Source organism: Micromonospora sp. NPDC049900 (assembly GCF_044461025.1).
Classification (GTDB): domain Bacteria; phylum Actinomycetota; class Actinomycetes; order Mycobacteriales; family Micromonosporaceae; genus Micromonospora.
In genome coordinates this window covers 160,381-184,568 of record NZ_JBITKM010000008.1, presented here as the reverse complement: position 1 = coordinate 184,568, position 24,188 = coordinate 160,381, and the positions used below count along the sequence as shown (strand labels likewise).

Sequence of the window (24,188 nt, the reverse complement as noted above, 5' to 3'; positions counted from 1 at the left end):
CGACACGATCCCGTCCCCGCCAGGGGTACCTGAGCTGGAGTGAAGATGACCTTGACAACCAAGTCCCCCGACCCCCGGCCGACGCTGGCCCGACGCGGCTCCAGCGCCCTCGGCGACCGGGTCTTCTCCTGGTGGACGCTCGGCACCGGCCTACTCGTGCTGGCCGTCCTCGGGCTGATCCTCGTCACCACCGTGACCGAGGCGTGGCCGGCGTTCGACGCGATGGGGCTGCGCTTCGTCACCGAGCGGGTCTGGGACCCGAACCCGGCGACCGGCGACGCCATCTTCGGCGCGCTGTCGTTCGCGTACGGCACGGCCGTCTCGTCGCTGATCGCGCTGCTGTTCGCGGTGCCGGTCTCGATCGGCATCGCGCTGTTCCTCACCGAGCTGGCGCCGCGCCGACTGCGCGGCCCGGCGGTGACCGTGATCGACCTGCTGGCCGCCGTGCCGTCGGTGGTCTTCGGCCTGTGGGGCATCCTGGTCGTCGCGCCGGCGCTGGTCCCGGTCTACCAGGGGATCCACGACGTGGTCGGCGGCGTCCCGGTGCTCGGCAGCCTCTTCGGCCCGGTCAGCACCGGTCGCAACTTCATGACCGCCGGCATCATCCTGGCGATCATGGTGACGCCGATCATCACCTCGATCACCCGCGAGGTGTTCGGCACCGTTCCCCGCGCCGACAAGGACGCGGCCCTGGCGCTCGGCGCGACCCGCTGGGAGATGATCCGGGGCGCGGTCTTCCCGCACAGCTTCGGCGGCGTCGTCGGCGCGGTGATGCTCGGCCTGGGCCGGGCGATGGGGGAGACCATCGCGGTGGCCCTCGTGATCGGCGGTTCGACGCAGATCACCGCCAACCTGTTCGCCTCCGGCAACACCATGGCCGCGGTCATCGTGCAGCAGTTCGGCGAGTCGACCGGCACCTACACCGCCGCCCTGATCGGCCTCGGCGTGGTGCTGTTCGCGATGACGGTACTGATCAACGTGCTCGCCCAGGTGGTCGTCCGCCGGGCCGAGGCGCGGATGAAGGGAAGCAGGTAATGACCGTCACCGCACCTCCGGCCCCCCGGGCCGCAGCCGGCGGGCCCGATCTGACCAGGGCGGCCCTGTCCGGCCGTCGTCGGTTCCGCAACCACCTCGCCACGGCGGCCATCTGGACCGCCGTGCTGCTCGCCGTCGTCCCGCTGGCCCTGGTGACCTGGGAGGTCGTCGTCAAGGGCTCCGGGGTGATGAGCCTGTCCTTCCTGACCGAGGACATCCCGAACTCCTACCGCCGCGACGGCGGCGGCATGTCGGCGGCGATCGTCGGCACGCTGACCATCACCGGCATGGCCGCCCTGATGGCGATCCCGCTCGGCGTCTTCGGCGCGATCTACCTCAACGAGTACGGCAAGCAGAAGCCGCTGGCCCGGGTCATCCGGCTGATGGCCGACGTGATGACCGGCGTGCCGTCGATCGTGATGGGCGTGTTCATCTACATCGCCTGGGTGCTGATGATCGGCAAGCAGACCGGCTTCGCCGGCTCGCTGGCGCTGGCCTGCCTGATGCTGCCGGTGGTCATCCGCAGCAGTGAGGAGATGCTCCGGCTGATCCCCGAGGAACTGCGGCAGGCGAGCATGGCGCTCGGCGCGCGCAAGTGGCGTACCACGCTCACCGTCGTGCTGCCGGCGGCGATCTCCGGCATCACCAGTGGTTCGCTGCTGGCGGTGGCCCGGGCCGCCGGTGAGACCGCGCCGATCGTCATCGTCACCGGCATCGTGTTCGCGCCGAACTGGAACCTCTTCGACGGGACCAACACCGCGCTGCCCGCGCAGATCTTCCGCAACGCCAGCCAACCCTTCGAGGCGGCCCAGTCCCGGGCCTGGGGTGCCGCCCTGACGCTCATCGTGATCGTGCTCGGCTTCACGATCATCGCCCGCCTCATCGCAAGCCGGTTCGCCATCAAGGAGCGCTGACATGGCCAGTAACGACACCGACCTCACCACCCGACCGTCCGTCGCGGTGCACGCCCCCGGCACCACTGCCGCGGGTACCGTGTCGTCGACCGCACCGGTGATGCAGCTCAACGACGTCAGTGTCTTCTACGGCAGCTACGAGGCCGTCCGGGGCACCTCGATGCCGATCCAGCAGAACCAGGTCACGGCGATGATCGGGCCGTCGGGCTGCGGCAAGTCGACGGTGCTGCGGGCGCTCAACCGGATGAACGACCCGATCCCCGGCGCCCGTGTCGGCGGCGAGGTCCTCTTCCACGGCCAGAACCTGTACGCCAAGGAGGTCGACCCGATCCAGGTCCGCCGCCGGATCGGCATGGTCTTCCAGAAGCCGAACCCGTTCCCCAAGTCCATCTTCGACAACGTCGCGTACGGGCTGCGGATCAACGGCATCAAGGGCCGTCTCGACGACCACGTCGAGGAGGCGCTGACCCGCGCCGCGCTCTGGGACGAGGTCAAGGACAAGCTGCGCAAGAGCGCCCTGGCGCTCTCCGGTGGTCAGCAGCAGCGGCTGTGCATCGCCCGGACCATCGCGGTCAAGCCCGAGGTGATCCTCATGGACGAGCCCTGCTCGGCGCTCGACCCGATCGCCACCGCCAAGATCGAGGACCTGATGTTCGAGTTGGCGAGCGACTACACCATCGTCATCGTCACGCACAACATGCAGCAGGCCGCCCGGGTCAGCCACTACACCGCGTTCTTCACCGCCGAGGTGGACGACAGGCAGGTACGGCACGGCCGGCTGGTCGAGTTCAGCCAGACCGGCAAGCTGTTCACCAACCCCGCCGACAAGCGGACGGAGGACTACATCACCGGCCGCTTCGGCTGAGCCGGAGCGACGGTACAACGGCGGGTCGCACGCCGTCCTGCCGTGCGGCGGACCGTCCTGCGCGACGTGCCGACGTCGCGTGGGGCCCGAACCTGAACCGGAGCCGGTGTGGAATGAACATCCTCGTCGAGGCCACCAGGGGTGACCACCGAGCCGACGGGCGATTCGTGCTGCTCGTGGTGGACGACGACGAGAGCGTCGGCGCCGAGCTGGTCGCGCAGTTGGCCGACCATCGGGTACGCGGGCACCACTTCCCGCACGCCGCGGAGGCCTTGCTGGCCACCGGTGCCCTGCAACCGGACGCCGCCGTGGTCGCCGCCGGACTGGGCACCATGAGCAGCGCCGACCTGGTGCGGCTGCTGGCCGGGCGGGCCGGCATCCCGACCGTGGTCGGGGTCGGTGACGACGACGGCGGGGTGGCCGTGGCCGCGCTCAAGGCGGGCGCCACCGCCGGTGTCCGCCGTCCGTACCGCGCCGAGGAGGTGCTGCCGATCCTGCGGGCCATCCGCCCGGACACCTCCGGCGCGCTCGACCCGCCGATCGAACTCGGTGGACTGCGGGTGGACCCGGCGACGTTCGAGGTGAGCCGGGACGGTCGGGCGATCGCCCTGCCGTTGAAGGAGTTCAAGCTGCTCTACTTCTTCATGAGCCACGCCGAGCGGACGGTCACCCGCGAGCAGTTGCTCACCGCTGTCTGGGGCGGCGTCCCCGACGACAGCTCCAACACGCTCACCGTGCACATCAAGCGACTGCGTCGGCGGCTCGCCCTCGACGGCGACCGACCTCCGGTGATCGTGACCGTACGCGGCCTGGGGTACCGATTCGTACCCGCCGCGGCCCCGGCCGCCCACCCGACCTCGTGACCGCCCCGGCACCGCCGCCGTACCCGCCCCGCGCCGGGTGGGCGCCGACCCGTCAGCCGGCACCGGACGGGATGGTGCTGGTGGCGGTGCCGATGGCCTACGTGCCGCACGTCGCGCGCCTGCTGGCCGAACTGGACGCCGGACAGCGGGCGGGGCCGCCGCACGCCCGGGTCGCACCTCCGCCCGGCCCGCCCGCCGCCGACTGGTCCGTCGATGACCTGCGTCGACTCAGCCGGGGACGCAGCGCCACCCACCGTACGGTGGCCGCGGTGCTCGACGCGCTCGCCGCCGAGCCCGACCGGCTGTTCACCGTGCGGGACCTGGCGCAGGCCACCGGTCGGCCACGCAAGAAGATCGTCGGGGCGATGGCGGGCCTGACCCGGCTGTTGAAGGCGCACTACGACTACGCGGGCCGGGGACTTCCGTTCGCCCGGGTGGACGGGCGGCCGGAGGCGTCCCGCGAACTCTGCTACACCGTGGACGCGCGGCGGGCGGCGTGCTGGCGCGAGGCCCGCTCGCCGTCGCCCCCGAGCGAGTCGACACCCACGTGAATCCGCGTCCCGCCACGGGCCTGCTGGTAAGGAAGGGTCCCCTGCTATACACCAGGCGATAGCAGGGGACCCTTCCTTACACCGCACCCGCATCCGAGGCGGTTTGTCGGCGTGGGGCAGGGGTAATCGGCGCGGCGCCGACGACAGGAGGGCGCCGTGCGGTTTCCCTTGTTCGTCGCCGCGGTGTCGCGCCGGTCGGGCCTGCCGTCCGACCAGGCCGCCGCCGTGGCCCGCGCGGTGCTGGACACCGTCGCCGAGCGGATGGCGGGTACGACGGCGACCACCGACCCGACCGGGTACCTGCCGGACGAGCTGACCGACGACCCGCCCACCGGATCCGGGTCGACCCGACCGGCGGAGTTCCTGCGCCGGGTGGCCCAGCGGGCCGGCGTCGACGGGGCGACGGCCTCCGTCGGGGCCGACGCGGTGTTCGCCACGCTGCGCGAGACCGTCACCGTGGCCGAGTTCCGGCATCTGGTGGCACGGTTGCGGAGCCCGTCGGCCGGACCCGTCGAGTGCCCCGGGGAGACTCTGCCCTGACGCGTGCCCGGGTCGGGGCGGGGGAGCCCCGGTGCGCCACGTGGACCGGACCCGCCAGAGGTCTCCCTGCCGGTGGGGCGGTCGATGCCAGCCGATAGGCTGCCGCCCGTGGCAGGTCTGTTGAGGAGTATGGCGGCCCGTGTCGGCGCGGTTATCCCGGGTCCCCGGCGTGGTGGGCCGGCACCGGCGAAGACCGCGCGACCGCGTCAGGTCACCGCGTTGCAGCGTCGCGTGCTGTCGTATGCGCCGGAACCGGACGGCCAGGCCGACCCGGGGGAGATCGTCTGGACCTGGGTGGCCTACGAGGACGACCCCCGGCAGGGCAAGGACCGTCCGGTGCTGGTGGTGGGGCGGCACAGCCGGACGCTGTTCGCGCTGATGTTGTCCAGCCGCAGCGACCGCGACGGCGAGCGGCACTGGCTGTCGCTCGGGCCCGGCGAGTGGGACCGGGAGAAGCGGCCCAGTTGGGTGCGGCTGGACCGGGTGCTGACGATGCGGGAGGACAGCATCCGTCGGGAGGGCGCGGTGCTGGACCGGGCCCGATTCGACCGGGTCGGCCAGGCGTTGCGCGCCGGGTACGGCTGGCACTGACGCCCGGCGCGGTCAACCCGCCTGGGGACCGGGACCGGCCGCCGCGTGCCGGGTGTCCGGCGGCGGGTACGGCTGCGCGGCGAGCAGCCGGGCCAGGTGGGCGCTGTTCAGTGCCAGCGCCGCAGTGGTCCGGCCGGTGGTGTCGGGTTTCGGGCGTACGTCGAGGTAGTCGGTCTTGTGCAGCGCTTCACCGACCCAGTACGTGGCCCCGGCCGCCGGGCAGGTGAAGCCGACCTCGTTGAGGGCCTGTTGCACCTGGCCGATGGTGTGGTGTGCGCCGTCCTCGTTGCCGACCACGGCGACCGCACCGACCTTGCCGTAGGTGAGCAGCCGGCCCTGCTCGTCGGTCTCGGCGAGTTCGGCGTCCAGCCGTTCCAGCACCATCTTGCAGACGCTCGACGGCTGGCCGAGCCAGATCGGTGTGGCGATCACCAGGATCCGCGCGGCGAGCAGCTTCGCCCGGATGCCCGGCCAGCCGTCCCCGTCGCCCTCGTCGGTGGAGACGCCGAAGCGGACGTCGTGGTCGACGACGCGGATCAGGTCACCGTCGACGTCCTGCTCGGCGAGGGCGTCGAGGACCTCACGCCCGAGCGCCTCGGAACTGGAGGGCGCCGGTGAGCGCTTGAGGGTGCAGTTGAGCACCAGGGCCCGGATGTTCGCCACGATCGTCCCTCCGGCCGTCGGTCCGCCTGATCCCGTTCCGTTACCCGGACACGACGCGGTCACGCCCCGACGGAGGGACGGAGGTCAGCACTCGGCGAGATGCGGGCTGTCGCGCAGCTCCCGGCGGGCTCGGCCGGCGCCGATGCCCTTGGCCTCGTACATCACCGCGTCGGCCCGGTCGAGGGCCTCGGTGAGGTGGGTGCCCTGCACCGGTGCCAGGCCGACCGAGGCGGTCACCCGTAGGGTGACGGTGCCCAGCGGGATCGGCGCGGCGAGCATGTCGCAGAGGCGCCGGGTGGCGTGGTCGATCCACCGGCGGTCCGTGGTGGGGCTGGCCAGCAGTCCGGCGAACTCGTCCCCGCCGAGCCGGGCGACCAGGTTGTCCCCGGCGAAGGTGGCCAGCCGTTCGGCGACGCTGATCAGCACCTGGTCTCCGGCGGAGTGTCCGTACCGGTCGTTGATTTGTTTGAAGTCGTCCAGGTCGAGCACCACCGCGACCAGTGGGCGGCCCGCGCAGTCGGTGAGCAGGGTCGCGGCCAGACGGTAGAAGGCCCGCCGGTTGGGCAGGCCGGTCAGCGGATCGTGGCTGGCGGCGTGCCGTTCGGCGGTCAGCTCGGCCTGGAGTCGGCCGATCTCCGACTCGGCGCGGACGGCCCGACGTCCGAGCTGCCAGGAGGAGAGCAGGGCACCGACGGCGCAGAGACCGGACGCGACAGTGAGCGGATCCGGCACCCACCTCTCCCTTCGCCGCGAACGCGTCGCGCGCCCGCCCGACGGGTGTGTGCCAGACACCTCGTTTCCCCTGGTGGCGGCCGGGATCGCGTGACAGAAAGTGAGCGGATGGGCACCGCTCACTTGCGCTATCATGCTCGCTGTCCATTGCAGATGCAATAGCAGATGCACGTGCAGATGAGTTGACTCCATCCCCTTTGCCGCTACCGCTCCTCCCACGGCACCGGCGCCTACCGGAGAGAACCGACGCCACCATGCAGCAGCCCCCGAACGGCGTTCCCGTCGCCCAGTTGCCCCCTCTCGTCTGGCAGAAGAGCCGGCACAGCAATCCCAGTGGGAACTGTGTCGAGCTGGCGGAGTTGCCCGAGGGGGCGGGGATCGCCGTGCGCAACTCCCGCCACCCGGAGGGGCCGGCGTTGATCTACACCGTCGACGAGATCACCGCGTTCGTGCTCGGCGCCCGGGACGGGGACTTCGACCATCTGATCGACTGACCGTCCGTCCCATCGCTGGGAATCGCCGTACGCGGGACGGAGGTTCACCTCACTGATGGTTCATGGCATGCTTACACGTCGGTCGGACCGGTCCATCGGTTCGACCGACGACGGCGTGCGGAGGACGGCAGGTGACCATGGTTTCCGCGGAGGAGGGTCCGGCGGCGGGCCCCACCGTGCTGCGGATGCTACTCGGCGCCCAACTGCGGCGGTTGCGTGAGTCGCGCGGGGTCACCCGGGAGAACGCCGGTTGGGAGATCCGCTCCTCCGAGTCCAAGATCAGTCGGATGGAGCTGGGTCGGGTCGGGTTCAAGGAACGCGACGTCGCCGACCTGCTCACGCTCTACGGCGTCACCGCCGAACAGGAGCGCGGCGCGCTGCTCAAGCTGGCCCGGGACGCGAACAACCCGGGCTGGTGGCACCGCTACGGCGACGTGCTCCCGTCGTGGTTCCAGTCGTATCTCGGCCTGGAGGCCGCGGCGGCGCTGATCCGCAGCTACGAGGTGCAGTTCGTGCCGGGCCTGTTGCAGACGCGCGAGTACGCCCGCGCCGTGGTGCTGCTCGGGCACGGCCAGGCATCGCCCGCGGAGATCGACCGCCGGGTGGACCTGCGGATGCGCCGGCAGGAGGTGCTGCACCGGGCCAAGCCGCCCCGGCTCTGGGCGGTGGTCGACGAGGCGGCGCTGCGCCGCCCGATCGGTGGTCCGCAGGTCATGCGGGGGCAGTTGGAGGCCCTGCTCAAGGCCACCCAGACACCGAACGTCCGGGTGCAGGTCATCCCGTTCGCCGCCGGTGGACACGCCGCCGCCGGTGGTGCCTTCACCATCCTGCGCTTCGGTGACCAGGATCTGCCGGACATCGTCTACATCGAGCAGTTGACCAGCGCGATCTATCTGGACAAGCGCGATGACCTCGACTTCTACGCGGTCGCCATGGAGCGGCTCTGTGTCGAGGCCGAGCCGCCGGAGCGTACGGCGGAGATCCTCGAACGGATGATCGCGGACCTCGACCCCAGGTGATCCACCCGGACCGTTGACGACGGCGGGTGATTGACACCTGACGACGTGCTGGCTAGTCTCTGGATCGATCCAGTAACTGGATCGATCCAGAAGGGTGGGCCTGCATGAAACCGACCCTGCGGGCCGTCGCCGAGGCGGTCGGCGTCTCACGCAGCACCGTCTCCAACGCGTACAGCCGTCCCGACCAGCTCTCCACCGAGCTGCGCGAGCGCATCCTGGCCGCCGCCCGGCAGATGGGCTACCCGGGACCCGACCCGACTGCCCGGTCGCTGCGCCGGGGCTTCGTCGGCGCCATCGGGGTGCTGTTCACCTCGCGGCTGTCGTACGCGTTCACCGACCCCTTCGCGGTCCGGTTCGTCACCGGCGTCGCCGAGGCGGCCGAACGCCACGCCAGCAGCCTGCTACTGGTGCCGCTGCCACCGGATCCGGCCGGTGCGCGGCGGGCGGTGGAGAACGCCGCCGCCGACGGGTTCTGCGTCTACTGCACCGGCGGCGAGGAGGGCCTCCTCGCCGCCATCCGTCGCCGTGGGCTGCCCTTCGTCACCACCTCGTCGCGACCCCGCGCGGACGACCGTTGGGTCGGCATCGACGAGCGGGCCGCCGCCCACTCGGTGGCCGCGCACCTGGTCGACCTCGGACACCGACGGGTCGCGCTGCTCGGCCACGACGTCCTGCCACGCGCCGGGGACGGACTGCTGCGCGTGGCCGACGTGACCGACGTGCCGCATCCCACCACCCGCGAGCGGTTCGCCGGCTTCGCCGACGCCTTCGCGACGGCCGGCGTGTCCTGGACCGACCTGACGGTGCTCACCGCCCGGGACAACACCCGGGAGGCCGGAGCCGTGGCCACCCGGGCGCTCGCCGGCCTGCCCGAGCCGCCCACGGCGGTGCTGGCCGCCTCCGACGTACTCGCCCTCGGCGCGCTCGACGCCCTGCGCACTCAGGCCGGAGGGGGACCACCGGTCTCCGTCACCGGCTTCGACGACATCGCCGAGGCCGCCACCGCCGGCCTGACCACCGTGCGTCAGCCCGCCGAGGAGAAGGGGCGCACCGCGGCCGAACTGCTCCTCGACCCGCCCGAGGACGCCCGCGCGGGTCAGATCCTGCTGCCCACCACGCTCGTCGTCCGGACCACGTCCGGACCTGTCCCGAGGAGCTGACCATGGAACAGCCCACCGGCTTCGTGTTCGCCATCGACGCGGTCGACCGCCACGTCAACTCCGCCCGGCCGGACGCGCCGATCCGTCCCGATCCGCCGCGTGTCGCGCGGTTCGCCACCGGTCGCCGACGCGCTGCCGGGGCACTGCGCCGACTCGCCGACCGGATCCAGCCGGCCCCGCTGCCCAGCCCGACCAACTGCGTCCGCTGAGGGCGACCGGCGACCGGGCGGTGGCGGCGAGGCGGGCCTGAGTCCCCCACCGGCTCCCGCGGCAGCCGCCCCGACCGCTGCCGCCCGGGTCGCTCGACTGGTGTGCGGGGCGGGTCACCAGGCAGACTGGAGACCCATGTCAGCCTTCACCCCCAGCCTGCGGTTGCACGACCGCTACGTGCTGCGCGACCGGATCGGCCTCGGCGGGATGTCCGAGGTCTGGTGGGCCGATGACGAGATCCTCGGCCGACCCGTCGCGGTGAAGGTCCTCGCCGGCTCGTTCGCCGTCGACCCGGATCTGCGGGCCGTCCTCCGCCGCGAGGCTCGCGCCGCGGCACGCCTGGCTCATCCGCACGTCACCCAGGTGTACGACTACGGCGAGGCCGCCCTCGACGGTGGCACCGTGGTGCCGTTCCTGGTCATGGAACTCGTCGACGGGCAGAACCTCGCCGACCGACTCGCCGACGGCCCCCTGCCCTGGCCCTCGGCGCTGCGCACGGCCGCCCAGGTGGCCGCCGCACTGGCCGCCGCGCACCGCATCGGCGTGGTGCACCGCGACATCAAGCCGGGCAACGTGATGCTCACCGAGACCGGCGCCAAGGTGCTCGACTTCGGCATCGCCGCGCCGACCGGGCCACCGCACGCCGGTCCCGGCCTGACCGGCGAGCCGATGATGGGTACGCCCGCGTACACCGCGCCCGAACGGTTCGGTCCGGGCGCCCCGGACCCGGCCAGCGACGTGTACGCCCTCGGCGCGTTGCTCTACCGCACCGTCACCGGTGAACCTCCGCTACCCGTGCAGAGCTGGGAGGACGCCTTGGTGGTGCACGCCAACCGGCATCCGGTGCCGCCTCCGCGCGTACCCGGCCTGCCGGCCGACATGGCCGACCTGATGCTGGCCTGCCTCGATCCCGATCCGGGCCGCCGCCCCACCGCGGGTCAACTGGCGGCGCGGTTCGTCGCCGGTGCGAGCGGTGCGGCCTCGTCGGCCACGACCGTGCTGCCGATCGTCACCACCGCCGTCGCCCACGGCGCGGCGGACCCGTCCACCGCCGCCCGTACGGCGACCGCCGCGCACCCGGCGACGCTCGTCGACCGGACCGGTACCTGGTCGGCGACGGCCCGACCGCCCTCCGCCGCCCGGTCCACGCCGGACGGTCCGACCCGGAGCGTCGCCGGTCGCCCACGGCGTCCCCGTCGACCGGTCGGCGCACTGGTGGCGACCGGACTGGTCCTGGCGGCTGGCATCGGCACGGCGGTCGCCCTCGGCAGTGGCGACGAAGGGGTGCCGGCCGCCACGCCCAGCTCCGCACCGGCCGCACCGCCACCGACCTCCTCGCCACCGGCCACGTCGGCCGCCCCACGACCCAGCCCGACGCCGTCGACCGCCCGGCCCGAGCCGGTGAACCTGCGCCAGACCGCCGGTGAGCTCATCGCACTGCTGACCGAGGGGCAGTTCAGCGGTGACATCGACCGCAAGGTCGCCGACCGGCTGCGCAAGGACCTGGCCGAACTCGCCACCGGCAAGCCCAAGGACCGCGAGAAGCGCATCGAGAAACTGCGCGACCGCCTGGACGACGAGGTGGATCGCGGTCGGGTCCCGGCCGACTTCGCCGAGCGCCTGGAGCGCCTGCTCGACCAGGTCGAGGAGTCACTCGACGACGAGGACGACGACTGACCGGCCTCAGGTGAGGGTGGCCTGGACGAACTCGCCCGGTGCGGTGCCCGCGCGGGCCAGCACGGATCCGTCGGGTGCCCAGATCGCCGAGCGCCCGGCGGTCTCCCCGAAGCCACCGCCGGTCGGCCCCGCGCAGCTCGCGACCGCCACCACCACTCGGTGTGCGGTGGCGATCCGCACTGCCCGTTCGTCCTGGACCGCCGCGTCGGCCGCGTGGTCGACGACCGACGCGACGTAGACGTCGACGCCGAGCGCGCAGGTCCGGGCGGCGTGCTCCGGCACCCCGGTGTCCTTGCAGATCGCCAGGCCCAGCCGCCAGCCGTCGACGGTCTCCACGACCGGTTCCGGGCCGGGCGTGAACCGCCGGGCCTCCACCGTGCCGAGCGACATCTTCCGGTACGCCACGCGCGCGCCGTCGTGGTCCACCGCGAGGGTGGCGATGTGGTCACCGGCCACCGGCGCGCCGGCCAGCGCCAGCGTTCCCGTCCGGCCGCACGCCTCGACGAGCGGCGCCAGCCGTGGGTCGGTCGGGTCGAGCGGGGGCGCGTCCAGTTCGTACCCGGTCAGTGAGAGCTCGGGGAAGACGACCACCCGGCAGTCGGCGGCATGGACCAGCGCGGCGTGCGCCGACACGTTCGCCGCGACGTCGTACGCCACGCACGACGGCTGGGCGACGGCGATCCGCAGTGGGCCGCGCGTTGATGTGTCACTCACTCTGGGTAGCCTAGATCGTGCGCGTTCACCGATCGACGGGCGATTGTGCGATTCTCAGCTTGAGTTCGTAGCGTGTGGGCCATGATTCAAGCCCCGCACGCCCCGTCTGGTGTCGGCGTCGTCGCCCAGTCCGCACCGCCCGAGGACGGCCTGGTCGGTCTGGTCACCGACCTGATGGAGCGACTCGGTGCCCCCGGGGCGGGGCTGGCCGTGGCGTTGGAGAACCTCTTCCCGCCGATCCCCAGCGAGGTCATCCTGCCGCTCGCCGGATTCGTCGCCGCGCAGGGCCGGATGAGTGTGGTCGCAGCGATCTTCTGGACCACGCTCGGGTCGGTTCTCGGCGCTCTGGCGCTCTACTGGATCGGCGCGGTGCTGGGGCGGGAGCGGACCCGGGCGATCGCGGCGAAGCTGCCGCTGGTCAAGCTCAGCGACGTCGACCGGACCGAGGAGTGGTTCCTCCGGCACGGCGTCAAGGCCGTCTTCTTCGGCCGGATGATCCCGATCTTCCGCAGCATGATCTCCATCCCGGCGGGCGTGGAGCGGATGCCGCTGCTCACCTTCACGCTCTACACCACGCTGGGCAGCCTGATCTGGAACACCACGTTCGTGATGGCCGGATATCTGCTCGGTGACAACTGGCATCTGGTCGAGGGGTACGCGGGCATCCTGCAGAACGTGGTCATCGTGGCCTGCCTGGCCGGGCTGGTGTGGTTCGTGGTCACCCGGTTGCGGCGCTCCCGCCGGGCCGGTGGGCTGCGCGCCAACGACACCGCCTCCGCCGTGGCCGAGTCGGCGACGACCGGGACACCCGACCCGGAGGGGCGGGGCACCATCTACCGCAGCGCCTGGGCCGACGACCAGCCCGTGACCGGCCAACGCGCCCAGGCCGACGAGCGGCCGGTGGTGGACCGGCCCGGTGGTTGGGGGAGCGACCAGCGCGCCTGGGCGGACGAGCGGCCGGTGTCGGGTCAGCAGGGTGGTCGGGCCGAGCACCAACCTGTGGCGGGGCAGTATGGTGGCTGGGGGAACGACCAGCACGCCTGGACGGAGGACCGGCCGGTGGCGGGTCAGCAGGGTGGTTGGGCCGACCATCAGCCGGTGGCGGGCCAGCCTGGTGGTTGGGGCGACGACCAGCGCGCCTGGGCGGACGAGCGTCCGGCGGCGGACCAGGGCCGCCCAGACCAGTCGGGACATCGCTGGTGAGCGCCGAGCAGCAGGACCAGGGCTGGGCCACGCAGGCCGGGGTGGTCGCGCTGCCCGGCGGCGTACGGGTGCGGGGGCGACGCATCGCGGATCCGGTCACCGACGCCGACTTCAGTCTGCTGCTGGCGCCCGGGCCGACGCCCGGGTGGGCCTACCGCCGGGTGCGCTGGCCCGACTTCTGGATACCGGTGGACCGGGCCGACGCCCTGGACGCCCTGCGGGAGGCGTTGCGCCGAGGGTACGCGGGCGAGCGGGTGGAGGTGGCCTGTCGGGGCGGTACGGGTCGGACCGGCACCGCGTTGGCCGCGCTGGCGATCCTCGACGGGTTGCCCGCCGATCAGGCGGTGGACTGGGTCCGGGCCGTCTACCGTCCCCGCGCGGTCGAGACCCCGTGGCAACGTCGCTGGCTGCGTCGTCTGGCCTGACGCGCCCGCCCGACGGCCATCGCGGCCTCCGCCCGGCTATGCCTGACCCGCCTCCGCCCGGTGAAGCCTGACCCGCCTGCGCCCGACACGACCGTGCCGGGCGCAGGCGGCTCCGTCAGGGGACCACGTACTCGCGCAGGTGCCGGGCGGTGAGCGTCTCGCCGTGCGCGACCAGGTCGGCGGGAGTGCCGGTGAAGACGACCCGGCCGCCGTCGTGACCGGCGCCCGGCCCCAGGTCGATCAGCCAGTCCGCGTGCGCCATCACCGCCTGGTGGTGCTCGATGACGAGGACCGTGTTGCCGGCGTCCACCAGCCGGTCGAGCAGCGCCAGCAACTGGTCGACGTCGGCCAGGTGCAGGCCGGTCGTCGGCTCGTCCAGCACGTACGTGCCGGCCTTCTCGGCCATGTGGATGGCCAGTTTGAGTCGCTGCCGTTCGCCACCGGAGAGGGTGGTCAGCGGCTGACCCAGGGTGAGGTAGCTCAGCCCCACGTCGGCGAGCCGGTCCAGGACCACCCGGGCGGCGCCGCCGGGGAAGAAGTCCTGCGCCTCGCTGACCGACATGCCGAGCACCTCGCTGATGGTGCGACCGCGTAGCCGGTAGGTCAGCACCTCGTCGGTGAAGCGGCGGCCCTCGCACCGCTCGCAGACCGACGCGACGCCGGCCATCATCGCCAGGTCGGTGTAGACCAGACCGATGCCCTTGCAGGTCGGGCAGGCGCCCTCGGAGTTGGCGCTGAACAGCGCCGCCTTCACGCCGTTGGCCTTCGCGAACGCGGTGCGTACCGGGTCGAGCAGACCGGTGTACGTGGCCGGGTTGCTGCGCCGCGAACCCCGGATCGGTGCCTGGTCGACCACGACCACCCCGTCCCGTCGCCGCAACGAGCCGTGCACCAGGGAACTCTTTCCCGACCCGGCAACCCCGGTCACGACGGTCAGCACGCCGAGCGGGACGTCCACGCTGACGTCGCGCAGGTTGTGCAGGTCGGCGTGGCGGATGGCCAACTGCCCGGTGGGGGTCCGGACCCGCTCGCGTAGGCGTACCCGGTGGTCGAGGTGTCGGCCGGTACGGGTGTCGGAGCGGCGCAGCCCGGCCACGTCTCCGGTGTAGCAGATCCGGCCACCGGCGGTACCCGCCCCCGGACCGAGGTCGACCACGTGGTCGGCGATCGCGATGGTCTCCGGCTTGTGCTCGACGACGAGGACCGTGTTGCCCTTGTCCCGCAGCCGCAGCAGCAGGTCGTTCATCCGGGCGATGTCGTGCGGGTGCAGGCCGACGGTGGGTTCGTCGAAGACGTACGTGATGTCGGAGAGGCTGGACCCGAGGTGCCGGACCATCTTGACCCGCTGCGCCTCGCCGCCGGAGAGGGTGGCCGACTCCCGGTCGAGGCTGAGGTAGCCCAGACCGATCTCGACCAGCGAGTCCAACAGTTCCCGCAGGTTCCCGGTCAACGGGGCGACCGAGGAGTCCTCGATGCTCCGGACGAACGCGGCGAGGTCGCTGATCTGCATGGCGGCGCATTCGGCGATGGTGCGGCCGGCGATGCGGGAGGAGAGCGCGGCGGCGTTGAGCCGGGTGCCGTCGCAGTCGGGACAGGTGGTGAAGGTGACGGCCCGGTCGACGAAGGAGCGGATGTGCGGCTGCATCGACTCGCGGTCCTTGGCCAGGTAGAGCCGGCGCACCTTGACGACCAGGCCCTCGTAGGTCAGGTTGTTGCTGCCCACCTTGATCTTCGTGGCCGGCTTGTGCAGGAAGTCCTCCCACTGCTGCGGGGTGAAGTCCTGGAGCTTGACGTCCGGGTCGAACAGACCGGAGCCGACGATGGTCTGCCAGTACCAGGTGTCGACCGCGAAGTTCGGCACGGTGATGGCGCCGTCGTTGAGGGACTTCTCCACGTCCACGAGTTCGTTGACGTCGAGGTCGGAGACCCGGCCCAGTCCTTCGCAGGCGGGGCACATGCCCTCGGCCAGGTTGAAGCTGAACGCCCCGGCGCCGCCGACGTGCGGCGTGCCGAGGCGGCTGAACACGATGCGCAGCATCGCGTACGCGTCGGTGGCGGTGCCGACGGTGGAGCGGGAGTTGGCGCCCATCCGCTCCTGGTCCACCACGATCGCCGGGGTGAGATTGCGCAGCGAGTCCACGTCCGGCCGGGAGAGGTTGGGCATGAACGACTGGAGGAACGCACTGTAGGTCTCGTTGATCATCCGTTGCGACTCGGCGGCGATGGTGCCGAAGACCAGCGACGACTTACCGGATCCGGAGACACCGGTGAAGACGGTCAGTCGACGCTTCGGGATGTCGACCGAGACGGAGTCGAGGTTGTTCTCCCGGGCTCCGCGTACCTCGATCACGTCGTGACTGTCGGCGGCGGACCGTGCTGGCTGCTGCATGCGAACCCTTTGCGAGATCGTGGACGGACTCCTGCCCCGGAAAGGAGGAGCGGGGGATGGCCTGGCCAGGTTCAAGTGTCTCATTGACCTCCTCGTGGAGACTTCTGCCGACTCCCCGCCGGTAGGCAGGGCGAAATGAGCCTTCAAGTCTCAAACGAACGTGAGGCGCTAGGGTGAACCGGTGACGGGACGGCGGTCGACCGGGCGGCTGCGCGCGGTGGACCTCGCCGCGTCGGCCGGCATCTCCGTGCAGCAGGTGCGCAACTATGTCGATCTCGGCGTGCTGCCGCCGGTGGCGCGCACGCCGAGCGGCTACCGGATCTTCACGGCGGCGCACCAGCGCGCCCTGACCGTCGCGCGGACGGTCGCCGACGGGCACGGCTGGGGGCGTACCCGCCAGATCATGGCGGCGGTGCACGCGGGTGACCTCCCGGCGGCGCTGGCCGCGCTGGACGCCGGGCACGCGGAACTGGACCGGGAACGCGCCGAGATCCGGCGGGTGCTCGGGGCCTTCGAGACCGTGGTGGCGAACCCCGGCGCACCGGTCCCGACGCCCCGTCGGGCCGCCCGGGTCGGCGCGGTCGCCGACCTGGTCGGGGTCCGCACCTCGCAGCTACGGTCCTGGGAGACGCGCGGGCTGCTGCGGCCGACCCGCGAGCCGGGCACCGGCTATCGGCGTTACGACGAGGCCGAGCTGCGGGCGGCCCAGGTGGTGGCGCTGCTGCGCCGGGGCGCCTACCCGTTCGAGATCATCACTGCGGTGCTCGACGAGTTGCGGAGCACCGGCAGCCCGCAGCGGGTCCGCGCGGAACTCGCCCGACGGGAGCAGGAACTGCACCGGCGCAGCCTGCGCCGGCTGGCCGGCTCCGCCGCGCTGTACGACTACCTGCGGTATCTCGGTCCGCGCTGACTCGCTTTCGGATTCGCTGACCGCTTCTGGATTCTCAGCGCAGCACCAGCAGGTCGAGGTGGTCGACCACCGGTGCCGGGGTGCTGCCCTCGACCGCCCGCCTCAGCCGGGCCATACCGGCCCGGAACTCGGACTCGCTGATCAGGTGCAGGGGAGTGTGCGCGCGCCGGTCGATCCGGTCGGCGTACTCGGCCAGCGAGGTGGCCACCGTCTGCGCGACCGGCTCGACGCTGCTCACCGGGAAGCCGGCGACGGCGAACGCCGAGCGCACCCGGGACAGGCTGGGAAACCGGTCGAGCACCCGGATCGCCTCGGGAAACCACTCGAACAGGGCGACGAGCTGGTGGCGGCCCGGAAAGGGCGAACGGATCAGCACCGGCGCGCCCGGACGCAGCACCCGGCGCAACTGCCGGGCCACCGCGTCGAGATCGGGTACGTGGTGCAGCATCGTCGACAACCAGGCCCCGTCCACACTGGAGGCGGCCAGTGGGAGCGCGGTCGCCTCGCCGGCCACCATCGGCCGGTGCGGGCATCGGTCGCGCATCGCCGGGGCCGGTTCCACCGCCAGCACCCGTACGCCGTACCAGCCGGTGAAGGTGGTGGCCCACGCTCCCGTACCGGCCCCGAGGTCGAGCAGCGTGGACCCGGGCCGTGGCCGCAGGTGCTCCTGGACGGCGTGCCGCCAGTGGGTCAGGCCGGCGGGCGCCAGCTCGCGGGTGGCGGCGAAGGCCGCCGCCTCGGCGTCGTCGTACGAGATCAGACCCACGGTCACCCCTCCGACCGCAGCCGGCGGATCCGGCCCAGCGCTGTAACGTGTTGTAGTCGTCCGGTGACTGAGGGGTCAACCAGTTTGTGAATGATGCCGCAAAAATAGACGGTGAGCGATGGCCAGAGCCGTCGCCCACCGTCCGTGGGGTGTCGCCGAGGTCAGCTCACCGAGCAGGGGGCCAGGTCGACCAGCTCGGCGGGCCGGTTGCCGTCGACCCGGCCGATCGCGGTGGCGATCCGGTTCAGGGCGGCGACACGTCGGTCCTTCAGCGGGCCGACGACCGTGTTCTGCACGAAGTTCGGTCCACCCTCCGGGCGTACCGCGAGCTGGGCGAGACGGGCGTTGGCGTCCGCGATCTGGTTGTCCAGGTTGGCCAGCTCACGCTGCACCTCGGCGGCGGCCTGCGCCGGTACGGTCGGCAGTCGGTCGGCGACGCTCGGGCAGTTCACCCGCTGCGCCACGCCGGCACCGGCGTTGCCGTTGTTACCCGCGTTGCCGTTGTTACCGGCGTTGCCGTTGCCCGCGTTGCCGTTGACGGCGCTCGGGGTGCCTGCGGCGTTGAGGCCGCAGGTGGCGAGGCTGGCCAGGTCGGGGCGTTGTCCGCCGGCCCGGTTGATGTTGATGCCGATCCGGTCCAGGGCAGCGGTGCGCTTGCTGGCCAGCGGGCCGAGGATGGCGTTCTGGATGAAGTTGGCGCCGCCCTGGGGGTTGGCGGCCTGTGCGGCGAGGCGGGCGTTGGCCTCCTCGATCTGCTTGTCGAGGTTGGCCAGTTCCTGCTCGACCCCGGCGACGGCGGCGGCTGGTACGCCGGAGAGCTTGTCGCGGACCGTCGGGCAGTTCGCCGTCTGCGCCGCACCGGCTCCGGTGTTGCCGCCGGTGTTGCCGTTCCCGGCCGCGATGTCACCGTTGCCCGCGCCGCCGTTGACGGCGCTCGGGGTGCCTGCGGCGTTGAGGCCGCAGGTGGCGAGGCTGGCCAGGTCGGGGCGTTGTCCGCCGGCCCGGTTGATGTTGATGCCGATCCGGTCCAGGGCAGCGGTGCGCTTGCTGGCCAGCGGGCCGAGGATGGCGAGCTGGATGAAGTTGGCGCCGCCCTGGGGGTTGGCGGCCTGTGCGGCGAGGCGGGCGTTGGCCTCCTCGATCTGCTTGTCGAGGTTGGCCAGTTCCTGTTCCACTCCGGCGACGGCGGCGGCTGGTACGCCGGAGAGCTTGTCGCGGACCGTCGGGCAGTTCGCCGTCTGCGCCGCACCGGCGCCGTCGTCGGCGGAGGCCAGCGTCAAGCCCGCGCCGAGCAGCGCCACCGCGAGGATGCCGACCCCGCCGACTTTCAGGGCGGCCTGCTTCCGCTGGTTCTGGGTACGCCTGACCATGCTCTCTCCTCATGAATGACCGCCGGGCGGGCCGACCGCGTCGGCGGCCGCCGGCTGAAGCGCCGTGGGAAGCCCGGGTGGCTCGACAGCGGCGGCCGGTCCGCGTGCCGGAGCCTGTCCCGGGATGACCGTCGGGCGAGCTTCGGGAGCGCTCCCGTCGCAGGTCCGAACGTTGTGCTGTGTTCGGCTGTGGATACGGGGGGCGCTCGGGATCGGTTCAACCGGTGCGGGTGGAAGATCGGCGCGATCGAGTCGAGTCGGCGGTCCGACCGATCGGATTCGACTGTCGATCGTGCCGTTAGTCTGCGTCTTCATGAGAGTCCGGGCCTTCTCCGTCGCCGTCGTCGTCCTCGCGATCGTGGTGGTGCCCGCGACTCCGGGTGCGGCTGCGGTCACCGAACGTGCCGCGATGCCGTCCGTGTCGACGCCGACGGTCGTACCGGTGGCGGTGCCCTGCCCGAAGGCGGTCGCGCCGAAGGTGACCCGTTCGCCGCGACCGACGCCGCCACCGTCCGATCCGGAGCATCAGGTGGTCGGCGGGGACCTGCTGGCGACCCCGGGACTCGTCGTGCCGCCGGGCGCACCGGTCCCGCCGAAGGTCACCGCGACCTCGTGGCTGGTGGCCGACCTGGACACCGGAGCGGTGCTGGGCGGTTGCGGTCCGCACGAGTACGCCACTCCGGCCAGCGTGCAGAAACTCCTGCTCGCCGCGACCATGCTGCCCCGGCTCGATCCGCAGCAGGTGATCCGGGTGACCCGGGAGGACCTGGACATCGCGCCCGGATCCTCGGCGGTCGGGCTGCTGCCCGGCGGCCGGTACCGGGTGGAGACGCTCTGGTTGGGCCTGCTGTTGCAGTCCGGCAACGAGGCGGCCAACGCGCTGGCCCGCCTCGGCGGTGGCCCGGACGGCGCGGCGGGCGGGGTGCGGGCGATGAACGAGTACGCCCGCCACCTCGGCGCGTTGCAGACCCACGCGGTCACGCCGTCCGGGTTGGACGGCCCGGGACAGTTCACCAGCGCGTACGACCTGGCGCTCATCGCCCGGGCGTGCTTCGCCGACCCGACGTTCCGCCGGTACGCGCTCACCGAACGCACCCGGATCCCGGCCCAGCGGGGGCTGGGCGCCAGGGGCTTCCAGATCCAGAACGAGAACCAGCTCGTCTACCGCTACCCGGGTGCGTTGGGCGGCAAGACCGGTTTCACCGACTACGCCCGGCACACCTACGTCGGTGCCGCCGAGCGGGACGGTCGCCGGTTGGTGGTCACCCTGCTCGGTGCCGAGCCCCGACCGCAGCGCGGCTGGGAGCAGGGGGCCGCGCTGCTCGACTGGGGTTTCCGGCTGCCCCGCGAGGCGGGCGTGGGTCGGCTGGTGGAGCCGGGGGAGTGGGACGCGGCACGTACGCCGGCTCCGCCGTCCCCGGCCGTGCCCGCGCCGGCCGGGGCACCTCCGGTGAGCAGTACCACCTCGGCCGCCGTCGACGACCGTCCGGGTGCGGGCCTGTTCGTGGCGCTGACGGTCGGCGTGGCCGCGATCGCGCTGGCGGTGGTCGCCGCCCGTCGGGTCCGCGCCTCGCGTCGCCCTCGCGGCTGACCCGACGAGCCGTACCACCTGCCGGTCGTCGGGCGCGCCGCTGGCGTACTCGATGGTCGATTTGCCGGACCAGTCGGTATTCACCCGATAGTGTCGCTGGATGTGAGAGTCCGAGCCCTCGTCGTCGCGGTGGTGACGGCGCTCATGACCACGCCGCTGCCCGCGACCGCCGCCGCGGCGGCACCGGTGCCCTGTCCACGTCCTGCGCCGCCGGCGCCCGGGCCGTCGCAGCCGGTCACACCGTCACCGGACCCGGTGCAGCGGGCGGTGGGCGGCGCGCGGCTGGCCACCCAGGGGCTGGTCGTCCCCTCGGCGGTGTCCCGACCGCCGAAGGTGGCCGCCACCTCGTGGCTGGTGGCCGACCTGGACACCGGAGCGGTGCTGGGCGGTTGCGGTCCGCACGAGTACGCCACTCCGGCCAGCGTGCAGAAACTCCTGCTGGCCGCGACCATGCTGCCCCGGCTGGACCCGTACGACCTGGTCACCATCACCGCCGGTGACCTCGACATCGAACCGGGCAGCTCGGCCGTGGGGCTGGTGGAGGGCGGCCGGTACCGGGTGGAGACGCTCTGGCTCGGGCTGCTGCTGCGCTCCGGCAACGAGGTGGCGAACGCGCTGGCCCGGGCCGGTGGGGGGCCGGACGGTCTGGCGGGTGGCCTGCGCGCGATGAACGAGCAGGCGCGGGCGCTCGGCGCCTACCAGACGCACGCGGCGAACCCGTCCGGACTGGACGGTCCGGGGCAGTTCACCAGCGCGTACGACCTGGCGCTGATCGCCCGAGCGTGCTTCGCCGACGAGCAGTTCCGCCGGTATGCGGCGACCCGGGAGGCGACCATCCCGCCCCAGCCGGGGCAGGGCGCGAAGGGCTTCACCATCGACAACGACAACCAGTTGCTCTACCACTACCCGGGGGCGCTGGGCGGCAAGACCGGGTACACCGACCTGGCCCGGCACACCTACGTGGGCGCGGCCGAGCGGGACGGGCGTCGGCTGGTGGTCACCCTGCTCGGTGCGGACGTCGTGGACAAGCGGGGCTGGGAACAGGGCGCCGCGCTGCTCGACTGGGGTTTCGGGCTGCCCCGGGACGCCTCGGTCGGGGTGCTGGTGAGTCCGGGCACCGCCACGTCCGCCGTACCGTCGGCCTCGGTGCCGCCGCAGGCGCTGCCGGGTGGGGCCGCCGGTGAGCCCGCACCGCGTACCCTCGGCGCACCGCTGCGCTGGGCCTCGCTGGCCGTACTCGTCGTCGGTGTGGCGCTGTTGGCCGGCGCGGTCGTCGCCCGGCGTCGCCGCGCAGCCCACCGTGGCCGTCCGGCCCGCTGAGCCGTCCCGAGCGGCCGTGGCGACGGTGTCGGCCCGACCCGCCCGACGCGGGCCCGGCCGGTGGGCGGTCGGCCCGGCGGTGGCGGTGGTACTGGGCGCCGGGGTGGTCGGGTGCGGGCGGGACGCGCCGACCCCCGAGCCGTCGCAGCCGCCGCCGGTCTCGGCTCCGGCGCGGCCGGGCCTGGTGCTCCTCTCCGACGTGGACGGACGCATCCTCACCGACATCCGGTACGCCACCGCGCACAACTTCGTCGGGCGTCCCGTCGACGGCTACCAGGAGCCGCTCTGCCTGCTCACCGCGCCGGCCGCGACGGCGCTGCGCCGGGTGCAGGACGCCGCCCTGGCCACCGGTCACCGCCTCAAGGTGTACGACTGCTACCGCCCGCAGCGTGCGGTGGACGACTTCGTCGCCTGGGGCGCCGACCCGGGGCGGCAGGAGACCAAGGCGGAGTTCTATCCCCGGGTTGCCAAGTCCGCGCTGTTCGACCGGGGCTACCTCGGCGCGCCGACGTCGCACAGCCGGGGCAGCACGGTCGACCTCACGCTGGTCGGCCAGCCGCCGCCCGAGCAACCCCGGCACGTACCGGGGCAGCCCTCGGCCGCCTGCACCGACCCGTACGGCCGGCGCTCTCCGGACGACAGCGTGGACATGGGGACCGGATTCGACTGCTTCGATCCGCTGTCGCACACCGACTCGACCGCGGTCGGCCCCACCGCGCGGGAGAACCGGCGGTTGTTGCGGGACCTGATGATCGACGGCGGCTTCGTCGGTTACGACCGGGAGTGGTGGCACTTCCGCTACCGCGACGAGCCCTGGCCGGACACCTACTTCGACCTGCCGGTCACCCGTTCCTCGGCGGGCTGACCGGGGCGAGGTTCTCGGCGGTGGCGGGGTCGGCGGGGTGGCCGCGAAGCTCGTCGTGCAGCGCGGAGGGCACCGCGTGGCTGGTCGTCTGGGCCTGGTGACACCGCCGTCTGAGCAGGTGGACACTCCACTGTGTCAGGTCGAGGGACGCGCGGTGCAGTGCCGTCGGGACGCAGGCTGAGCCGCGGCACGTCGACCGGTGGGTGAGCAGGCGCGCCGGTGCGACATCGCGCTCCGCGACGGCGGGACGATCCGTCCACGGCGTCCCGTACGCTGTGGGCCATGACTGCCGTACGTCGATGTCGCCGTGACGCACGGTGGCCGGCCTCGCCGGTCCCTGACCCTGAGTCGAGGTCGGTCGCGAGGTGACCGTCACGAGTGTGCCGGTGCAGCGAGGTGGCCCGGCCGACCTGCCGCCCGACTCCCGGCTCGCCCGCGCCTGCGCCGAGATCGCCGCCTCGCGGTCGTTCGAGGTCACCATCGTCGCGGTGATCCTCGCCAACGGGGTGGTGCTCGGCCTGGAGACCTACCCCGACCTCGGCACGGCGGGCACCGCGCTGCACGGCGTCGAGTGGTTCTTCCGGACGGTCTTCGTGGTCGAGATCGCCATCCGGCTGCTGGCCTACGGCCGTCGTCCGCAGGACTTCTTCCGGCACGGCTGGAACGTCTTCGACTTCCTGGTGATCGCGGCGATCTTCGTCCCGGCCCTGCACGGCGACTCGGCGCTGTTGCGGGTCGTCCGGGTGTTGCGGATGGTACGGCTGGTGCGGTTCTCACCCGGTCTGCGCATGATCGTCGCGGCGTTGTGGCGCAGTCTGCCCGGTATCGGCGGGTTCCTCGCGCTGGCGATGGTGACGCTCTACGTCTACGGCATGGCCGGATGGTTGATCTTCAAGGACGTGTACCCGGAGGAATACGGGGACATCGGGCGGTCGTTGTTGACACTGTTCGTGTTGCTCTCTCTGGAGACCCTGCCGGACCTGATCGAGCAGGGCATGGAGTTCTCGCCGTGGACCGTGCTCTACTACGTGAGCTTCGTGGTGATCACCGTCAACCTGCTGTTGAACATCCTGATCGCGGTCTTCGTCAACTCGATGGAGGAGGCCCGGCGGTTGGAGATGACCGAGGGCCTCGCCCCCGGCTACGACGAGGACGGTGACGGGGTGCCCGACGAGCTGGACCGGATCGCGGTCTCCCAGCGGCTCGACGACCTGCGCAGGCTCATCGTCGAGCTGGAACGGGAACTTCGTATCGACCGCGACGACGGGCGACTCCGACGTGCGGGACGTGACTGAACGTCCGTTAAGGTGAGAGTGGATCT

At 72.4% G+C, this 24,188-nt stretch carries 24 protein-coding genes and 1 pseudogene; 19 read left to right on the top strand and 6 right to left on the bottom strand.

What is annotated here, in order from left to right; translation table 11 throughout:
- Window positions 1–45: 45 nt before the first annotated feature.
- The 7 genes from pstC (at window position 46) to ACIBMZ_RS19645 (ending at window position 5,359) form a co-directional block, all read left to right on the top strand.
- Window positions 46–1,035, top strand: a complete 990-nt coding sequence (pstC, locus tag ACIBMZ_RS19675; RefSeq protein ID WP_396695686.1) for a phosphate ABC transporter permease subunit PstC — start codon at window positions 46–48, stop codon at window positions 1,033–1,035.
- The gene (gene pstA, locus ACIBMZ_RS19670; protein ID WP_396695684.1) at window positions 1,035–1,949 is read left to right on the top strand and encodes a phosphate ABC transporter permease PstA; all 915 of its coding nucleotides are present in this window, start codon (window positions 1,035–1,037) and stop codon (window positions 1,947–1,949) included. The genes pstC and pstA overlap by 1 nt, the downstream gene beginning before the upstream one ends.
- A gap of 1 nt (window position 1,950) precedes the next feature.
- The gene (gene pstB, locus ACIBMZ_RS19665; RefSeq protein WP_396695682.1) at window positions 1,951–2,814 is read left to right on the top strand and encodes a phosphate ABC transporter ATP-binding protein PstB; all 864 of its coding nucleotides are present in this window, start codon (window positions 1,951–1,953) and stop codon (window positions 2,812–2,814) included.
- Window positions 2,815–2,927: 113 nt separating this feature from the next.
- Window positions 2,928–3,677, top strand: coding sequence for a DNA-binding response regulator (locus ACIBMZ_RS19660; RefSeq protein WP_396695680.1), 750 nt, complete (start codon window positions 2,928–2,930; stop codon window positions 3,675–3,677).
- Window positions 3,674–4,228 carry a hypothetical protein gene (locus ACIBMZ_RS19655; protein WP_396695678.1) on the top strand — a complete coding sequence of 185 codons (555 nt, stop codon included), beginning with the start codon at window positions 3,674–3,676 and terminating at the stop codon, window positions 4,226–4,228. Before ACIBMZ_RS19660 ends, ACIBMZ_RS19655 begins: the two co-directional genes overlap by 4 nt.
- Before the next feature lie 156 nt (window positions 4,229–4,384).
- The gene (locus tag ACIBMZ_RS19650; protein ID WP_396695676.1) at window positions 4,385–4,768 is read left to right on the top strand and encodes a DUF2267 domain-containing protein; all 384 of its coding nucleotides are present in this window, start codon (window positions 4,385–4,387) and stop codon (window positions 4,766–4,768) included.
- Window positions 4,769–4,876: 108 nt separating this feature from the next.
- Window positions 4,877–5,359 (top strand): type II toxin-antitoxin system PemK/MazF family toxin, encoded by a 483-nt coding sequence (locus ACIBMZ_RS19645; RefSeq protein WP_396695674.1) that lies wholly within the window; start codon window positions 4,877–4,879, stop codon window positions 5,357–5,359.
- A gap of 12 nt (window positions 5,360–5,371) precedes the next feature.
- On the opposite strand, the gene ACIBMZ_RS19640 is transcribed toward ACIBMZ_RS19645, so the two are convergent.
- On the bottom strand, window positions 5,372–6,022 hold the full coding sequence (locus tag ACIBMZ_RS19640) for a flavodoxin family protein (protein WP_396695672.1): 651 nt from the start codon (window positions 6,020–6,022) through the stop codon (window positions 5,372–5,374).
- 84 nt (window positions 6,023–6,106) lie between these two features.
- Window positions 6,107–6,754 carry a GGDEF domain-containing protein gene (locus ACIBMZ_RS19635; RefSeq protein WP_396695670.1) on the bottom strand — a complete coding sequence of 216 codons (648 nt, stop codon included), beginning with the start codon at window positions 6,752–6,754 and terminating at the stop codon, window positions 6,107–6,109.
- Between the two features lie 254 nt (window positions 6,755–7,008).
- Between ACIBMZ_RS19635 and ACIBMZ_RS19630 the strand changes: the two genes are divergently transcribed.
- From ACIBMZ_RS19630 to ACIBMZ_RS19610, 5 genes are all read left to right on the top strand, one after another.
- A complete protein-coding gene (locus ACIBMZ_RS19630; protein ID WP_396695668.1) occupies window positions 7,009–7,248 on the top strand; it encodes a DUF397 domain-containing protein in 240 nt (79 codons plus the stop codon).
- Between the two features lie 137 nt (window positions 7,249–7,385).
- Window positions 7,386–8,267 carry a helix-turn-helix domain-containing protein gene (locus tag ACIBMZ_RS19625; protein WP_396695866.1) on the top strand — a complete coding sequence of 294 codons (882 nt, stop codon included), beginning with the start codon at window positions 7,386–7,388 and terminating at the stop codon, window positions 8,265–8,267.
- 104 nt (window positions 8,268–8,371) lie between these two features.
- The gene (locus ACIBMZ_RS19620) at window positions 8,372–9,427 is read left to right on the top strand and encodes a LacI family DNA-binding transcriptional regulator (RefSeq protein WP_396695666.1); all 1,056 of its coding nucleotides are present in this window, start codon (window positions 8,372–8,374) and stop codon (window positions 9,425–9,427) included.
- A gap of 2 nt (window positions 9,428–9,429) precedes the next feature.
- The gene (locus ACIBMZ_RS19615) at window positions 9,430–9,636 is read left to right on the top strand and encodes a hypothetical protein (RefSeq protein WP_396695664.1); all 207 of its coding nucleotides are present in this window, start codon (window positions 9,430–9,432) and stop codon (window positions 9,634–9,636) included.
- Between the two features lie 136 nt (window positions 9,637–9,772).
- On the top strand, window positions 9,773–11,314 hold the full coding sequence (locus ACIBMZ_RS19610) for a serine/threonine-protein kinase (RefSeq protein ID WP_396695662.1): 1,542 nt from the start codon (window positions 9,773–9,775) through the stop codon (window positions 11,312–11,314).
- A gap of 6 nt (window positions 11,315–11,320) precedes the next feature.
- Here ACIBMZ_RS19610 and ACIBMZ_RS19605 read toward each other — a convergent pair whose 3' ends face one another.
- Window positions 11,321–12,028: a carbon-nitrogen hydrolase family protein gene (locus ACIBMZ_RS19605; protein ID WP_396695660.1), complete on the bottom strand. Its 708-nt coding sequence runs from the start codon at window positions 12,026–12,028 to the stop codon at window positions 11,321–11,323.
- Window positions 12,029–12,109: 81 nt separating this feature from the next.
- Between ACIBMZ_RS19605 and ACIBMZ_RS19600 the strand changes: the two are divergent.
- Window positions 12,110–12,895: pseudogene (locus tag ACIBMZ_RS19600) on the top strand (DedA family protein); the annotation flags it as partial.
- Window positions 12,896–13,227: 332 nt separating this feature from the next.
- Window positions 13,228–13,656 (top strand): protein-tyrosine phosphatase family protein, encoded by a 429-nt coding sequence (locus ACIBMZ_RS19595; RefSeq protein ID WP_396695658.1) that lies wholly within the window; start codon window positions 13,228–13,230, stop codon window positions 13,654–13,656.
- Window positions 13,657–13,771: 115 nt separating this feature from the next.
- Here ACIBMZ_RS19595 and ACIBMZ_RS19590 read toward each other — a convergent pair whose 3' ends face one another.
- Window positions 13,772–16,045: an ATP-binding cassette domain-containing protein gene (locus tag ACIBMZ_RS19590; RefSeq protein ID WP_396695656.1), complete on the bottom strand. Its 2,274-nt coding sequence runs from the start codon at window positions 16,043–16,045 to the stop codon at window positions 13,772–13,774.
- Between the two features lie 181 nt (window positions 16,046–16,226).
- On the opposite strand from ACIBMZ_RS19590, the gene ACIBMZ_RS19585 reads away from it, so the two are divergent.
- Entirely contained in the window at window positions 16,227–16,955 is a 729-nt protein-coding gene (locus ACIBMZ_RS19585) for a MerR family transcriptional regulator (protein ID WP_396695654.1), read from the top strand.
- Window positions 16,956–16,989: 34 nt separating this feature from the next.
- On the opposite strand, the gene ACIBMZ_RS19580 is transcribed toward ACIBMZ_RS19585, so the two are convergent.
- Window positions 16,990–17,721: a class I SAM-dependent methyltransferase gene (locus ACIBMZ_RS19580; protein WP_396695652.1), complete on the bottom strand. Its 732-nt coding sequence runs from the start codon at window positions 17,719–17,721 to the stop codon at window positions 16,990–16,992.
- 161 nt (window positions 17,722–17,882) lie between these two features.
- Window positions 17,883–19,091 carry a hypothetical protein gene (locus ACIBMZ_RS19575; protein ID WP_396695650.1) on the bottom strand — a complete coding sequence of 403 codons (1,209 nt, stop codon included), beginning with the start codon at window positions 19,089–19,091 and terminating at the stop codon, window positions 17,883–17,885.
- A 313-nt stretch (window positions 19,092–19,404) separates the two neighbouring features.
- On the opposite strand from ACIBMZ_RS19575, the gene ACIBMZ_RS19570 reads away from it, so the two are divergent.
- The 4 genes from ACIBMZ_RS19570 to ACIBMZ_RS19555 all read left to right on the top strand — a co-directional run bounded on the left by ACIBMZ_RS19570 (window position 19,405) and on the right by ACIBMZ_RS19555 (window position 24,162).
- Complete coding sequence (locus tag ACIBMZ_RS19570) at window positions 19,405–20,682, top strand: D-alanyl-D-alanine carboxypeptidase family protein (RefSeq protein WP_396695648.1); 1,278 nt, start codon at window positions 19,405–19,407, stop codon at window positions 20,680–20,682.
- Between the two features lie 102 nt (window positions 20,683–20,784).
- The gene (locus ACIBMZ_RS19565; protein WP_396695646.1) at window positions 20,785–22,002 is read left to right on the top strand and encodes a D-alanyl-D-alanine carboxypeptidase family protein; all 1,218 of its coding nucleotides are present in this window, start codon (window positions 20,785–20,787) and stop codon (window positions 22,000–22,002) included.
- A 16-nt stretch (window positions 22,003–22,018) separates the two neighbouring features.
- Window positions 22,019–22,867: a M15 family metallopeptidase gene (locus tag ACIBMZ_RS19560; protein ID WP_396695644.1), complete on the top strand. Its 849-nt coding sequence runs from the start codon at window positions 22,019–22,021 to the stop codon at window positions 22,865–22,867.
- Between the two features lie 365 nt (window positions 22,868–23,232).
- On the top strand, window positions 23,233–24,162 hold the full coding sequence (locus tag ACIBMZ_RS19555; protein ID WP_396695642.1) for an ion transporter: 930 nt from the start codon (window positions 23,233–23,235) through the stop codon (window positions 24,160–24,162).
- Window positions 24,163–24,188: the final 26 nt, after the last annotated feature.